The 13,659-nt window shown below is 67.7% G+C and carries 13 protein-coding genes; 10 read left to right on the forward strand and 3 right to left on the reverse strand.

Annotated features, from left to right (window positions below):
• Positions 1–13: 13 nt before the first annotated feature.
• From LNV23_RS14205 to LNV23_RS14220, 4 genes are read left to right on the forward strand one after another with little or no spacing between them, the layout of a single operon-like run.
• Positions 14–1,486, forward strand: a complete 1,473-nt coding sequence (locus LNV23_RS14205; RefSeq protein WP_263563565.1) for an efflux transporter outer membrane subunit — start codon at positions 14–16, stop codon at positions 1,484–1,486.
• Positions 1,483–2,685 carry an efflux RND transporter periplasmic adaptor subunit gene (locus LNV23_RS14210; protein WP_263563566.1) on the forward strand — a complete coding sequence of 401 codons (1,203 nt, stop codon included), beginning with the start codon at positions 1,483–1,485 and terminating at the stop codon, positions 2,683–2,685. Before LNV23_RS14205 ends, LNV23_RS14210 begins: the two co-directional genes overlap by 4 nt.
• 33 nt (positions 2,686–2,718) lie before the next feature.
• Complete coding sequence (locus tag LNV23_RS14215; RefSeq protein WP_263563567.1) at positions 2,719–5,823, forward strand: efflux RND transporter permease subunit; 3,105 nt, start codon at positions 2,719–2,721, stop codon at positions 5,821–5,823.
• 40 nt (positions 5,824–5,863) lie between these two features.
• Positions 5,864–6,994, forward strand: coding sequence for an alpha/beta hydrolase family protein (locus tag LNV23_RS14220; RefSeq protein ID WP_263563568.1), 1,131 nt, complete (start codon positions 5,864–5,866; stop codon positions 6,992–6,994).
• A 13-nt stretch (positions 6,995–7,007) separates the two neighbouring features.
• Here LNV23_RS14220 and LNV23_RS14225 read toward each other — a convergent pair whose 3' ends face one another.
• From LNV23_RS14225 to LNV23_RS14235, 3 genes are read right to left on the reverse strand one after another with little or no spacing between them, the layout of a single operon-like run.
• Entirely contained in the window at positions 7,008–7,295 is a 288-nt protein-coding gene (locus LNV23_RS14225; protein WP_263563569.1) for a hypothetical protein, read from the reverse strand.
• Positions 7,292–7,576, reverse strand: a complete 285-nt coding sequence (locus LNV23_RS14230; RefSeq protein ID WP_263563570.1) for a DUF2164 domain-containing protein — start codon at positions 7,574–7,576, stop codon at positions 7,292–7,294. The genes LNV23_RS14225 and LNV23_RS14230 overlap by 4 nt, the downstream gene beginning before the upstream one ends.
• Positions 7,577–7,591: 15 nt before the next feature.
• The gene (locus LNV23_RS14235; RefSeq protein ID WP_263563571.1) at positions 7,592–9,091 is read right to left on the reverse strand and encodes a cryptochrome/photolyase family protein; all 1,500 of its coding nucleotides are present in this window, start codon (positions 9,089–9,091) and stop codon (positions 7,592–7,594) included.
• 33 nt (positions 9,092–9,124) lie between these two features.
• Between LNV23_RS14235 and LNV23_RS14240 the strand changes: the two genes are divergently transcribed.
• Genes LNV23_RS14240 through LNV23_RS14265 form a run of 6 tightly spaced genes read left to right on the forward strand, consistent with a single transcriptional unit; the run spans position 9,125 to position 13,645 of the window.
• A complete protein-coding gene (locus LNV23_RS14240; protein ID WP_263563572.1) occupies positions 9,125–9,703 on the forward strand; it encodes a YqgE/AlgH family protein in 579 nt (192 codons plus the stop codon).
• A complete protein-coding gene (gene ruvX, locus LNV23_RS14245) occupies positions 9,700–10,131 on the forward strand; it encodes a Holliday junction resolvase RuvX (protein ID WP_263563573.1) in 432 nt (143 codons plus the stop codon). Before LNV23_RS14240 ends, ruvX begins: the two co-directional genes overlap by 4 nt.
• Positions 10,128–10,628, forward strand: coding sequence for a bifunctional pyr operon transcriptional regulator/uracil phosphoribosyltransferase PyrR (pyrR, locus tag LNV23_RS14250; protein WP_102767745.1), 501 nt, complete (start codon positions 10,128–10,130; stop codon positions 10,626–10,628). Before ruvX ends, pyrR begins: the two co-directional genes overlap by 4 nt.
• A gap of 5 nt (positions 10,629–10,633) precedes the next feature.
• Complete coding sequence (locus tag LNV23_RS14255; RefSeq protein WP_171825577.1) at positions 10,634–11,596, forward strand: aspartate carbamoyltransferase catalytic subunit; 963 nt, start codon at positions 10,634–10,636, stop codon at positions 11,594–11,596.
• Entirely contained in the window at positions 11,593–12,906 is a 1,314-nt protein-coding gene (locus tag LNV23_RS14260; protein ID WP_263563574.1) for a dihydroorotase, read from the forward strand. The genes LNV23_RS14255 and LNV23_RS14260 overlap by 4 nt, the downstream gene beginning before the upstream one ends.
• Position 12,907: 1 nt before the next feature.
• Positions 12,908–13,645 (forward strand): lysophospholipid acyltransferase family protein, encoded by a 738-nt coding sequence (locus tag LNV23_RS14265; protein WP_263563575.1) that lies wholly within the window; start codon positions 12,908–12,910, stop codon positions 13,643–13,645.
• The last annotated feature ends 14 nt before the right edge of the window (positions 13,646–13,659 follow it).

Genomic DNA, 13,659 nt, shown 5'->3' on the forward strand with positions numbered 1-13,659 from the left:
CATGAAGGTGAGGATGAGAGCCAACAACAGCCCCGTCATGCCCGGCCTGCGCCTGGCTCTTTCCACGAGCGCCTTGGCCGTCTTGAGCGCCTGCAGCAGCCTGGCACCCCCGGCCGAACTGCCGCGGCAACTGGCGCCTGCGGCCACGCGCTGGCATGCACCTCAAGCTGAAGCTCCTGCGACAGAGCCCGGGCAGCACGTCTGGCAGCGCCTCAACGACCCCTTGCTGCTGCAATTGCAAGCCCAGGCGGAAAGCGCCAACCCGAGCTTGCAGCAGGTGCTGGCGCGCGTGCAGCAGGCTCGGGCCTTGTCTCAGCAAGCCGGCAGTGCACAGCTGCCGCAGCTCAATGCCAACGGCATGGTGCAACGCAGCCGGCCCGCCCAACCCAGCGGCAGCCCGAGCCAGACTTTGTCCTCGCTGAGCCTGGACAGCAGTTGGGAGATCGATCTCTTCGCCCGCGTGCGCCAGCAGGCCTCGGCCGCCCAGGCGCGGCTGAACGCAAGCGAGCTCGATGCGCAGGCCGCACGTCTGAGTTTGGCCGCCGAGGTGGCCCAGGCCTATCTGAACCTGCGCAGCTGCGAACGTTTGGCGCAGATCGCCCAGGCCGATGCAGCGGCGACCGAGCAGCTGGCGCGCTTCGCAGCCGAGCGCTTGCGCGTCGGCTTTGAATCGGCGGCCAACGAGGCGCTCTTGCAGGCCGCAGCGGCCAATGCCGCCAATCTGGCCCTGGCCCAGCGGGCCGAATGCGATCTGGCGATCAAGGGCTTGGTGGCGCTGACGGCCATGGAGGAGGGCGCTCTACGCCAGTCCCTCCAGCCCGGCGCTGCGCAGTTGCCTGCCATGACCAGCTTGGGCCTGGCCGTGGCCTCAGTGCCTGCCGAGGCCCTGGCCCGCCGCCCTGATCTGGCAGCCAGTCAGCAGCAGGTCATGGCTGCCTGGGCCGAGCGTGGTGCCGCTGAAGCGGCGCGTTACCCGCAGCTGCAGCTCAGCGGCAGCATCTCGCTGGCCAACTTGCGTATAGGCGGCAGCAGCGATGAAGGCCGCGGCTGGTCCTTCGGGCCCAGCTTGAATGTGCCTTTGTTCGATGGCGGCGCACGCCGGGCACAGGCGCAAGGCGCTCTGGCCCGCTATGAGGAGGCCTTGGCCGGCCATCGCCAGAACGTGTTGCAAGCGGTGCGCGAGGTGGAAGAGGGCCTGGTGCGCCTTGACGCTGCACGCGCTCGCGAAGCCTTCGCAGAGCGTGCTGCGGCCGGCTACCGGCAGAGCTTGCAGGCGACGGAGCGGCGCTGGCGCGCGGGCCTGGCCAGTGCGGCCGAGTTGGAGGATGCCCGGCGCCTGAGCTTGGGTGCCGATTCGGCACTGGTGCAGCTGCAGCGCGAGGGGCTGAGCGCCTGGGTCGCCTTGTGCCGTGCCACCGGTGCAGGCTGGAACGGGCAGGCCGCGCCGCTCGACCCGAAGACGAAAGAAGAAGGGCGCGCTGTATGAAGCCCACGCGCCTGAAGTCCAAGAACACCAACACCCCCTATTTGTTCGCGAGTCCACTGTCCATGAATCGCACCACTTCGACCCACTCCGTCTCCCCGCTGCTGGCCTTGATCCTGAGTCTGGGCTTGATGCAAGCCCAGCCGGCCTCGGCGGCCGACGCTGTGGCCAGCGCGCCGGCCAAGTCTCGGCCGGCCCTGACCGTGCAGCTGACCCAGGCCAGCAGCGCCGACTGGGAGCAAAACTTGAGCGCCCATGGCAGCGTCACCGCCTGGCAAGAAGCCATCATCGGCGCCGAGATCGCCGGTCTGCGCTTGGCCGATGTGAAGGTGCAGGTCGGTGATCGGGTCAAGCGCGGCCAGCTGCTGGCCCAGCTCTCGGATGCCACCGTGCGCGCCGAGCTGGCCCAGAGCCGCGCCGCTGCGGCCGAAGCCCAGGCCTTGCTGCACAGCGCCCAGGGCGATGCCGAGCGCGCTCGTGCCTTGCAGGCCGGCGGCAGTGGCGCCTTGAGTGCCCAACAACTGGCCCAGTACCTGACCGCCGAACAAACGGCCAAGGCCCGGCTCGATTCCGCCCAGGCCCGGGTGGCCAGCGACGAGCTGCGCCTGGCCCAGACTCGCATCACCGCGCCCGACGAGGGCATCATCTCGGCCCGCCTGGCCACGGTGGGTGGCGTGGCGCAGCCGGGCCAGGAGCTGTTTCATCTGATCCGCCAGGGCCGGCTGGAATGGCGGGCCGAGCTGCCCGCCGCCGATCTGGCGCGCGTGCGCGCCGGCCAAACGGTGCAGTTGGCAGCTGGCGACGGCAGCAAAGTGCCGGGCAAGGTGCGGGTGGTGGCGCCCACGGTCGATGCGCAAACTCGCATGGGCCTGGTCTATGTGGATCTGAGCGGCCCCGGTGCTGCCCTGATGCGCGCCGGCAGTTTTGCGCGCGGCGAGATCCAGCTGGGCCGCGGTCAGGCGCTGAGCCTGCCGCAATCTGCCGTGCAGCTGCGCGATGGCAACAGCTATGTGTTCCGAGTGGGCAAGGACCAGAAGGTGCAGCAGGTCAAGGTCAGCACCGGTCGCCGCGTCGGCGATCGGCTGGAGCTGCTTGGCGGCCTGGAGTCTGGCGCGGCCGTGGTGCAGAGCGGGGTCAGCTTCCTCAGTGATGGCGACAGCGTGCGCGTGGTGGCTGCGTCGGCCCCGGCCGCCAAGCCCTAAGCCGGCATCAACAGGATCAGGAACCCAAGCACCATGTTGAACGTTTCTTCCGCGTCCATACGCAACCCGATACCGGCCATCTTGCTCTTCATCATGCTGACCCTGGCCGGTCTGCTGGGCTTCCGCTGGATGAAGATCCAGAATTTCCCCGACATTGACCTGCCCACCGTCACCGTGACGGCCAGCCTGCCCGGTGCCTCGCCGGCGCAGCTGGAATCGCAGGTGGCGCGCAAGCTGGAGAACCAGCTGGCCACGCTGCAAGGCGTGAAACACATCTACACCACGATCCAGGACGGCGTGGTCATGGTCAGCACCGAGTTTCGGCTTGAGAAGCCGACCCAGCAGGCGGTGGACGATGTGCGCGACGCAGTCTCGCGCGTGCGCTCGGATCTGCCGGCCGATCTGCGCGACCCGGTGATCTCCAAGATGGAGCTGACCGGTTCGCCCATCTTGGTCTACACCGTGGCGGCCGAACGCATGGACGATGAGGCCCTGTCCTGGTTTGTCGACAACCAAGTGGCCAAGCGCATGCTGGCGGTGCGCGGGGTCGGTGCGGTGTCGCGCGTCGGTGGTGTCAGCCGCGAGGTGCGGGTCGAGCTGGACCCAGCCCGCCTGCTGGCCCTGAACGCCACGGCCAGCGAGGTTTCGCGCCAGCTCCGCCAGGTGCAGCAAGAGGCCTCGGGCGGCCGCAGCGATATCGGCGGTGTCGAGCAGTCGGTGCGCACCTTGGCCACCGTGCAGACGGCCCAGGAGCTGGCGGCCATGGACATCACGCTAGGCGACGGCCGGCGCGTGCGTCTGGACCAAGTGGCCACGGTGCAGGACACGGTGGCCGAGCGCCGCTCGGCGGCCCAGCTCGATGGCCGGCCGGTGGTCGGTTTTGAAATCACGCGCACCCGCGGTGCCGGTGAGGTCGAAGTGGCGGCCGGCGTGGTCAAGGCGGTGGAGGAGCTGCGTGCGGCCCACCCCGAAATTCAGTTCGCCGAAGCCTTCAACTTCGTGGAGCCGGTGCAGGAGAACTACGACGGTTCCATGGTGCTGCTCTACGAGGGCGCGCTGCTGGCCATCGTCGTGGTCTGGTTCTTCTTGCGCGATTGGCGCGCCACCCTGGTGGCGGCCACGGCTTTGCCCTTGTCGGTGATTCCGGCCTTTGCGGTGATGTACTGGCTGGGCTTCACGGTCAACACGGTGACGCTCTTGTCTCTGTCCCTGGTGGTGGGGATCTTGGTGGACGATGCCATCGTCGAGATCGAGAACATCATGCGCCACCTGGCCATGGGCAAGACGCCCTACCAGGCAGCCATGGAAGCGGCTGACGAAATCGGCCTGGCCGTGATCGCCACCACCTTCACCCTGATCGCGGTCTTCCTGCCCACCGCCTTCATGAGTGGCATTGCCGGCAAGTTCTTTGTGCAATTCGGCTGGACGGCGGCGATTGCTGTCTTCGCTTCCCTGGTGGTGGCGCGCATGCTGACCCCCATGATGGCGGCCTACATCCTCAAGCCCAGCACCAAGCTCCATGCGGAGCCGCGCTGGCTGGCCGTCTACACCGGCTGGGCCGCTTGGTGCTTGCGCCATCGCCTGCTCACCTTGGGCGCCACGGCCCTGTTCACCGGCGCCTCGCTGTTCCTGGTGACCCTGCTGCCCACCGGCTTCTTGCCGCCCGATGACCTGAGCCAGACCCAGGTCACCGTGACCCTGCCGCCCGGCAGCACCCTGGCCCAGACCACGCGCATGGCCGAGCAAGCGCGCCAGATCGTCGCGGCCAACAAACAGGTCAAGCTGATCTACACCGCCATCGGCGGCGGCAACGCCGGCAGCGACCCCTTCGCCGGCGGCGGCGTGGCCGAGGTGCGCAAGGCCACCCTGACCCTCAATATGACGCCGCGCAAGGACCGCCCCGGCCTCAGCAAGCAGGCCATCGAGGCCCAGCTGCGCGAGGCGCTGGAGGTGCTGCCCGGTGCACGCGTCAAGGTCGGTTTTGGCGGCTCGTCCGAGAAGTATGTGCTGGTGCTGGCCGGTGAAGATGGTCGGGTGCTGGGTGAGCATGCCCAGCTGGTCGAGCGCGAGCTGCGCAGCATCCCGGGCATCGGCGCCGTCAACTCGACCTCCAGTCTGGTGCGACCCGAGCTGATCGTGCGGCCCGACTTCGCCCGCGCGGCCGACCAGGGCGTGAGCGCCGAGGCGATCGCCGACACCTTGCGTGTCGCCACCGCCGGTGACTACGACCAGGCCCTGGCCAAGCTCAATCTGGCCCAGCGCCAGGTGCCCATCGTCGTCAAGCTGCCGGCCGAGGCGCGCAGCGACCTGGCCTTGCTCTCGCGCCTGCCGGTGCCGGGCAAGCATGGGCCTGTGCCTCTGGGCAATGTGGCCACGCTGGAGATCGCCAGCGGCCCCGCCCAGATCGACCGTTACGACCGCATGCGCAATATCAACTTCGAAATCGAGTTGAACGGCGTGCCCCTGGGCGAGGCCGAGCAGAAGGCCTTGGCCCTGCCCAGCCTGAAGAACCTGCCGCCGGGCGTGCTGCAAACCTCGGTCGGCGACGCCGAGGCCATGGGTGAGCTGTTCGCCAGCTTCGGCCTGGCCATGCTGACCGGCGTGCTCTGCATCTATGTGGTGTTGGTGCTGCTGTTCAAGGACTTTGTCCAGCCGGTGACGATCCTGGCTGCGCTCGTCTTGTCGATTCCGGGCGCTTTCCTGGCGCTCTACGTGACGCATACGGCGCTGTCCATGCCATCCATGATCGGCCTGATCATGCTGATGGGCATTGCCACCAAGAACTCCATCCTGCTGGTGGACTATGTGGTGATCGCCCGGCGCGATCATGGCCTGCGGCGTTTCGAGGCCATCCTCGATGCCTGCCACAAGCGTGCCCGGCCCATCGTCATGACCACCATCGCCATGGGCGCAGGCATGTTGCCCATTGCCATCGGCATGGGCGTGGACCCGAGCTTTCGTGCGCCCATGGCCATCGTCGTGATCGGCGGCTTGATCACCTCCACCTTCCTGAGCTTGCTGGTGATTCCGGTGGTGTTCAGCTATGTGGACGACCTGATCCAGCTGTTCGCGCGCCTGCTGCGGCGCAAGCCTTCAGCCAGCGCAGCAGCAGCACCGGTGCCGGTCGACCCGGCTTGAAATCGGACGATTGAACGCCAACTGCAGGAGCATGCCGACCATGCCAGACACCCAGTCTTCCTCTCCGATCTTCGCCGATGAACAGCGCCGCCGGCTGGCCTTGGGGCTGGGCGCGGCCTTGGCGCTCTCGGCCCTTGCGGGCTGCAAGCCCGAGTCCTTTGGCGTCGGAGAGATCGCCGTTGAGACGGGTTCGTCGAGCGCCCCTCAGGCTGCCTCGGCGCCCTACTTCGCCGAGCTGACCGTCCCCGCCAGCCGCTACCGATCACTGGATTTCGATTGGCAGGACGCGAGCCGCCAGCGCGCGGTGCCAGCGCGTCTGTATTTGCCTGCCGAAGCCGCGCCGGCTGGTGGCCTGCCCTTGCTGCTGTTCTCGCACGGTCTGGGTGGCTCGCGGCGCGGTTACAGCTATCTCGGCGCCTACCTGGCTTCACAAGGCTTGGCCAGCTTGCATGTCCAGCATGTGGGCAGCGATCGCGGACTATGGACCGGCAATATCTTCAGCCTGGTCGGGCGCTTGCAAGATGCAGCCAAGGAGAGCGAAGCCTTGAACCGCGTCGCCGATGTGCGCTTTGCCCTGGACCAGTTGCTGGCCAGTGAGCAGGGCGAATCCATCGACTTGCAGCGCATCGCCGCAGCCGGGCATTCCTACGGCGCCAACACCACCATGCTGCTGGCTGGGGCCCGCGTCTTGCGCCAGGGTCAGGTCTTGCCGCTGCTGGAGCCGCGCATCAAGGCGGCCATCCTCATTTCGGCGCCGCCTTTCTACGGCGAAAGCGATCTGGCGCCCATCCTGCAGGACATCCGCATCCCGACCCTGCACATCACGGCCACCCAGGACGTGATCCAGGTGCCCGGTTACTACTCGGCCGCCGAAGACCGCATCAAGGTCTTCGAAGCCATGGGTGGGCCGAGCAAGGCCCTGGCCGTGTTCGAAGGCGGCTCGCACAGCATCTTCACCGACCGCGCCGGCACCGGCGGGCTGGCTTTGAATCCGCAGGTCAAGGTGGCCACACGCGAACTGGCCCTGGCTTTTCTGCGCCAGACCTTGATCGAGCCTGCGACCGGCGGGGTGGCGCAAGGCTTGCAGCCTTGGCGGCAGCGTTACGGCCGCATGTTGCAGCGCTGGGAAGCACCGGCGGGCCCCGCCCAGGCTCTGGCCGGTGTGAACTGAGGCGCAGCGCGCTTCAGCCCTGGTTGCGCGGGTGGCGGCGGGCCTGGCCCTCATTGCCGCGCTTGTAGTTGCCGGTAATCTTGGCCATGGCCTGCTGGCCTTGCTCGAAGCTGCCGGTGTTCAGGATGTGCAGCAGGGCGAGGGCGCGGTTGCCGCGCAGCAGGGCCGCCTGGCGGCCGCCGTGCAGCACTTCCAGGCTGCCGTCCTTGCGTTCACGGTGGCTGAAACCCAGATCGAATGGGCGGGTCGGGGCAGGGCTGAAGTCTTCGCCTTCGTCAGCCGGTGCGCTCGGGCCGTTCATGGCTTCTTGCCCCGCGCGCCGGCTTTGCCCTCGAACTTGCGCCAGTACTGGAACTCGTCCTCGTGGACCTCGATGTCCAGCTCGGCCACGCGTTGCTGCATGCGCTCCTGCACGTCGGCCACGGCCTGGTTGTAGATGACCGGGCCGATCTCTTCGAGGAAAAAGCCCAGCAGGCCGCCGGCGGCGATATTGCCGATGGGCTCGTCCATGTTGTGCTCGAAGTAGCGCTCGATCGAGCGAATCGCTTGCTCACGGGCGGCTTTGGGGATCTCGATGCTCATCGCGGTTCGTTTTCTTTACTCAATGGCCCGCGATTTGACCACCGCATAGCGCGCCAAGGTGGCGGCGCGGGCCTCGTCGTGGCGCACGATGGGCGTGGGGTAGTCGCGGCCCAGCACCACGCGGCAGGCCTCCAGTTCCAGCGGCTTGGCCAACCAGGGCGCGTGGATCAGCTTGGGCGGCAGCTTGGCCAGCTGGGGCAGGTAGCGCTTGATGAACTTGCCCTCGGGGTCGAACTTCTCGCTCTGCGTGACCGGGTTGAAGATGCGGAAGTAGGGCTGGGCGTCGCAGCCGCTGGAGGAGGCCCATTGCCAACCGCCGTTGTTGGCGGCGAGGTCGAAGTCCAGCAGTTTTTCGGCGAAATAGGCCTCGCCGCGCCGCCAATCAAGCCCCAAGTCCTTGATCAGGAAGCAGGCCGTCACCATGCGCAGGCGGTTGTGCATGTAGCCGCTCTGGTTCAGCTGCAGCATGGCCGCATCGACCAGGGGGTAGCCGGTCCGGCCCTCGCACCAGGCTTTGAACAGGTGATCGGCCGCCGGGCCACTGTCCCAGCGGATGGCGTCGTATTCGGGCCTGAAGGCACGCACCATGGCATGCGGGTGGTGGTGCATGACTTGGTGGTAGAAATCGCGCCAGATCAGCTCGGAGAGCCAGACCTCGGCGCCGCGGTCACCGCCCTGGGCACGCTGCCAGGCCTCGCGCGCCAGGCGCCGGATCGAGATGGTGCCAAAGCGCAGGTGCAGGCTCAGGTAGCTGGGGCCCTTGACGGCAGGGAAGTTGCGCGAGGCCTCGTACTGGTCCATGCGGTCCAGAAACTCCGCGAACAAGGCCTCAGCGCCCGAGGCGCCGGCGCCCAAATGCGCGCTCAGGTCCGTGGGCTCAAAACCGATCTCGGCCAGGCTGGGCACGCCGCGCGCCAGGGCTGTGCTTGCCAGGGCCGCCGCGTGGCGGGCCGCCGGGTAGCTGCTCAAGTAGAACTCGTTGATCTGGCGCAGCCAGGCGTTTTTGTAAGGCGTGAACACGCCGTAGGGCTTGCCGGCGCCGGTCAGCACCTCGCTGCGCTCGAACACCACATGGTCCTTGAAGCTGCGCAGCTGGCAGCTGAAGCTGGCCAGGGCCTCGGCCACCTGGGCGTCGCGGGCCAGGGCCGCGGGCTCGTCGTCGTGGTTGCAGAACACCGCCTGCACCTCCAGCTCGGCGGCCAGGCGCGGGATCTCCTCGGCCGCCCGGCCGTGGCGCACGATCAGGCCGCCGCCGGGGCGGAGCGCGCGCAGGCCGGCGTCCAGCTCGACCAGGCTGCGCAGGATGAAATCGACCCGGCGGTCGCTGCGGGGCAGGGCGTCGAGGATGTCGCGGTCCAGCACGAAGACGCAGAGGACCTGATCCGCGGCCCGCAATGCCCGGTACAGGGCGGCTTGGTCGTCCAGGCGCAGGTCACGGCGGAACCAGACCAGGGCGCGCGGCAAGCTGCCGGCAGGGGCAGCGCATAGATCGGAGGCATTTATTGAGCGCGTCATCCTGATAGTGTCGCCCGCGAATAAAATGCTTGCATGCCTCAAGATCGGATCGTCCTCGCCAACCAGTTCCTGATCGCCATGCCGGGCATGGCCGACGAGGCCTTCGCGGGCAGCGTCATCTACCTCTGCGAACACAATGAAAAAGGGGCGCTGGGCCTGGTCATCAACAAGCCCATCTCCCTGACCCTCGGTCATCTATTCGAGAAGGTCGAGCTGAGCCCGCCCAGCGATGAGCTGGCCGCCTCCACCGTCTATTACGGTGGCCCGGTGCAGACCGAGCGCGGTTTTGTGCTGCACGAGCCGCTGGATGCCGAGGGCAAGCACTACAACGCCACCCTGGCCGTGCCCGGTGGCCTGGAAATGACCACCAGCCGCGATGTGCTGGAGGCCTTGTCCAACGGCGCCGGCCCGCGCCGCGTGCTGGTCACCCTGGGCTACAGCGGCTGGGCCGCCGGCCAGCTGGAAGAAGAAATCGGTCGCAACGGCTGGCTGACGGTGGACGCCGAGCCCAACATCATTTTCGACACCCCGGTGGAGCAGCGCTACGAGCGTGCGCTCGGTCTGTTGGGCGTGGACCCGCGCATGCTGAGCCAAGAGGCCGGCCACGCATGACCGCCCCGGCCCCAGCGACCCCCATTCCCGCACCGGCCGCCGCCGCCGTGCAGACGGCTCTGGCCTTTGACTACGGCAGTCGCCGCGTCGGCGTGGCCTATGGCAGTCGCTTCACCGGCCAGGCCGAGCCGCTGCGCCACATCGCCGTCGAGGGCGAGGCGCGCATGCAGGCGATCGAGAAGCTGGTGCGCGAGTGGCAGCCCCAGGCCCTGGTCATCGGCGTGCCTTTCCACCCCGACGGCGCCGAACACGAGATCACCGCCCGCGCGCGCAAATTTGGCCGCCAGCTCAAGAGCCGCCTGCGCCTGCCCGTCTTCGAGGTGGACGAGCGCTACACCAGCGTCGAGGCCGAGAGCCAGGGCGCGCGCGATGTCGATTCGGCCGCGGCCGCCTTGATTCTTGAACAGTTTTTCAGAGAGAACACATGAGCACTTTGCTACTAGATGCCGAGGCGATCTATGCCGATCTGCTGCGCGGCGTGCAAAAACTCTGGCAGCCCGAGGCGGCGCTGGTGGGCATCTGGTCGGGCGGCGCCTGGCTGGCCGAGCGGCTGCAGCGCGATCTGGGACTGGCCGGTCAGGCCGGCGTGATCTCCAGTTCCCTGCACCGCGATGACTTCGGCTCCAAAGGCATGTCAGCCAAGGCCGACCACACCAAGCTGCCTTTCGAGGTGGAAGGCCGCCACATCGTCCTGATCGACGATGTGCTCTACACCGGCCGCACCACGCGCGCCGTGATCAACGAGCTCTTCGATTTCGGCCGCCCGGCCAGCGTCACCCTGGCGGTGTTGGTGGACCGTGGCGGACGCCAGCTGCCGATCGAGCCGGCCTTCTCGGCCGCGCGCGTGCACCTGCCGGCCGAACAGCGCCTGCGCCTGGCCAAGAGCGAGGACGGCCGATTCAGTTTTGATGTCAAGGAAGGCTGAACGCCATGCTCTCCAAACGCAACCCCCAGCTGAACAAGCACGGTGAGCTGGTTCACCTCTTGTCCATCGAAGGCCTGCCCCAGGCCATCATTCACCAGATTCTGGACACGGCCGGCACCTTCCTCTCGGTCAATGACCGCGAAGTCAAGAAGGTGCCGTTGCTGCGCGGCAAGTCGGTGTTCAATCTGTTCTTCGAGAACAGCACCCGCACCCGTACTACCTTCGAGATCGCGGCCAAGCGCCTGTCGGCCGATGTGCTGAACCTCGACATCGCCCGCTCCAGCACTGCCAAGGGCGAGACCCTGCTCGATACCGTGGCCAATCTCTCGGCCATGCATGCCGATATGTTCGTGGTGCGCCACAGCGAATCGGGCGCGCCCTATCTGATCGCCCAGCATTGCGCGCCCCATGTGCATGTGGTCAACGCCGGTGACGGCCGCCATGCCCACCCGACCCAGGGCCTGCTCGATATGTACACGATCAGGCACTACAAGAAGGACTTCCGCAATCTGACCGTGGCCATCGTCGGCGACATCGTGCATTCGCGCGTGGCCCGCTCCGACATCCATGCGCTGAACATCCTGGGCGTGCCCGAGATCCGCGCGGTCGGCCCCAAGACCCTGGTGCCGGGCGACCTCAAGGACATGGGCGTGCGCGTCTGCCACGACATGGCCGAGGGTGTGCGCGACGCCGACGTCATCATCATGCTGCGCCTGCAGAACGAGCGCATGAGCGGCGCCATGCTGCCCAGCGCCGGCGAGTTCTTCAAGAACTTCGGCCTGACGCCCGAGAAGCTGGCCCTGGCCAAGCCTGATGCCATCGTCATGCACCCGGGCCCGATCAATCGGGGCGTGGAAATCGCCTCCACCGTGGCCGATGGCGCGCAAAGCGTGATCCTGCCGCAGGTGACCTTCGGCATCGCCGTGCGCATGGCGGTCATGTCCATCCTCGCTGGAAACGAAGCATGAAGATCTTGATCAAAGGCGGTCGACTGATCGACCCGGCCAGCGGCCTGGACCGCATCGGCGACCTGGCCATCGCCAACGGCCGCATCGTCGGCCTCGGCGATGTCGGTGAGTTTTCGGCCGAGCGCGTCATCGAGGCCGGCGGCCTGGTGGTGGCGCCGGGCCTGGTGGACCTGGCGGCGCGCCTGCGCGAACCCGGCCATGAACACGAAGGCATGCTCGAGAGCGAGCTGGCCGCGGCAGCGGCCGGCGGTGTGACCAGCCTGGTCTGCCCGCCCGACACCGACCCGGTGCTGGATGAGCCCGGCCTGGTGGAGATGCTCAAGTTCCGCGCCCGCAAGCTGAGCCGCTGCCGCCTATTTCCGCTGGGCGCACTGACGACCCATTTGAGCGGTGAATCGCTGACCGAGATGGCCGAGCTGACCGAGGCCGGCTGCATCGGCTTCTCGCAGGCCGACCGGCCCGTTCGCGACACCCTGGTGCTGGCCCGCGCCCTGCTGTATGCGGCCACCTATGACTACACCGTCTGGCTGCGTCCGCTCGATGCCTACCTGTCCGGCGGCGTGGCCGCCAGCGGCGCCGTGGCGACCCGCCTGGGCTTGTCCGGCGAGCCGGTGACAGCCGAGACCGTGGCTCTGCACACCATCTTCGAGCTGATGCGCTCGACCGGCGCGCGCGTCCACCTGTGCCGCATCTCCAGCGCTGCCGGCGTGGCCCTGGTGCGTGCGGCCAAGCGGGAAGGCCTCAAGCTAACGGCCGATGTGTCCATCAACTCCCTGCACCTCAGCGATGTGGACATTGGCTACTTCAACCCGGCCATGCGCCTGAACCCGCCGCTGCGCCAAGGCCGCGACCGCGACGCCCTGCGCGCCGGCCTGGCCGACGGCACGCTGGACGCGCTGGTGTCCGACCACATGCCGGTCGCCCCCGACGAGAAGAACGTGCCCTTCGCCGAAGCCACGCCCGGCGCCACCGGCTTGGAGCTGCTCTTGAGCCTGGCCCTGCGCTGGGGTCAGGACAGCGGCCTGTCGATGGCGCAAAGCCTGGGCGTGGTCACGGCCGCGCCGGTGCGCGTGCTGGGCAGCGCCCTGGGTTCGCTGGGCGCCAGCGCCGGCCGTCTGGTCGAGGGCGGCGTCGCCGATGTCTGCGTCTTCGACCCGGTCGCCAGCTGGGCGGTCACCCCCGAGCGCCTGAGCAGCCAGGGCAAGCACACGCCCTTTGCCTACGAGATCAGCGGCTTCGAGCTGCCGGCTCAAGTGCGCTACACGGTGGTGGCCGGCCATATGGCCTTCGAAGCTGAGGCTGCCCGCTGAGATGCGAAATCTGCTCGCTGCTTGGCGCTTGCTGCGCTTTGTCCTGCATGTGCTGCACGGGCTTTTGATGATCAAGCTGCTGTTTCCGAGCCTGAGCTTGGGGCAGCGCCACCACCGCATCCGCTGGTGGTCCGGCAAGATGCTGGCGCTGATGGGCGTGCGCCTGGAGTTCAAGGGCCAGGCCCGGCCGGGTGCCAAGTTGATCGTCGCCAACCATGTGTCTTGGCTGGACATCGCCGCGGTCCATGCGGTGCTGCCCGAGGCGCGCTTTGTCTCCAAGGCCGATGTCAAGCATTGGCCGGTGGTGGGCGCGCTGACGGCGGGCGTGGGCACCTTGTTCATCGAACGCACCAGCAAGCGTGACGCGCTGCGTGTGGTGCACCAGATGGCCGATGCGCTCAAGGCCGGCGATACCGTGGCGGTCTTCCCCGAAGGCACAACTGGGGCCGGCCCCGAGCTGCTGCCTTTCCACGGCAACCTCTTGCAGGCCGCCATTGCCACCGAGACGGTGATCCAGCCCTTGGCGCTGCGCTGGCATGAGCCGGGCGAGCGCTTCAGCAGCTCGGCCCGATTCATCGGCGACACGACCATGATCGCCAGCCTCTGGACCGTGCTCAAGGCACGCGGCGTGGGCATTGAGATCCAGATCCTGCCGGCCTTGGAGAGCGCGCACGCCGACCGACGTGCCCTGGCCGAGCATGTGCGCGAGCAGATCGTTGCGGCCCTGGCTGCGAATTGAAACAAGTGCCCGAC

The organism is Kinneretia sp. DJ1R-11 (genome assembly GCF_025717595.1).
Taxonomy (GTDB): domain Bacteria; phylum Pseudomonadota; class Gammaproteobacteria; order Burkholderiales; family Burkholderiaceae_C; genus Paucibacter_A.

Coding starts and splice junctions, on each gene's coding strand:
- LNV23_RS14260 (WP_263563574.1), top strand. CDS start 11,593: ATGAAGATCTTGATCAAAGGCGGTCGACTGATCGACCCGGCCAGCGGC.
- LNV23_RS14265 (WP_263563575.1), top strand. CDS start 12,908: ATGCGAAATCTGCTCGCTGCTTGGCGCTTGCTGCGCTTTGTCCTGCAT.
- LNV23_RS14235 (WP_263563571.1), bottom strand. CDS start 9,091: ATGACGCGCTCAATAAATGCCTCCGATCTATGCGCTGCCCCTGCCGGC.
- LNV23_RS14210 (WP_263563566.1), top strand. CDS start 1,483: ATGAAGCCCACGCGCCTGAAGTCCAAGAACACCAACACCCCCTATTTG.
- pyrR (WP_102767745.1), top strand. CDS start 10,128: ATGAGCACTTTGCTACTAGATGCCGAGGCGATCTATGCCGATCTGCTG.
- ruvX (WP_263563573.1), top strand. CDS start 9,700: ATGACCGCCCCGGCCCCAGCGACCCCCATTCCCGCACCGGCCGCCGCC.
- LNV23_RS14225 (WP_263563569.1), bottom strand. CDS start 7,295: ATGAACGGCCCGAGCGCACCGGCTGACGAAGGCGAAGACTTCAGCCCT.
- LNV23_RS14240 (WP_263563572.1), top strand. CDS start 9,125: ATGCCTCAAGATCGGATCGTCCTCGCCAACCAGTTCCTGATCGCCATG.
- LNV23_RS14230 (WP_263563570.1), bottom strand. CDS start 7,576: ATGAGCATCGAGATCCCCAAAGCCGCCCGTGAGCAAGCGATTCGCTCG.
- LNV23_RS14215 (WP_263563567.1), top strand. CDS start 2,719: ATGTTGAACGTTTCTTCCGCGTCCATACGCAACCCGATACCGGCCATC.
- LNV23_RS14205 (WP_263563565.1), top strand. CDS start 14: ATGAGAGCCAACAACAGCCCCGTCATGCCCGGCCTGCGCCTGGCTCTT.
- LNV23_RS14220 (WP_263563568.1), top strand. CDS start 5,864: ATGCCAGACACCCAGTCTTCCTCTCCGATCTTCGCCGATGAACAGCGC.
- LNV23_RS14255 (WP_171825577.1), top strand. CDS start 10,634: ATGCTCTCCAAACGCAACCCCCAGCTGAACAAGCACGGTGAGCTGGTT.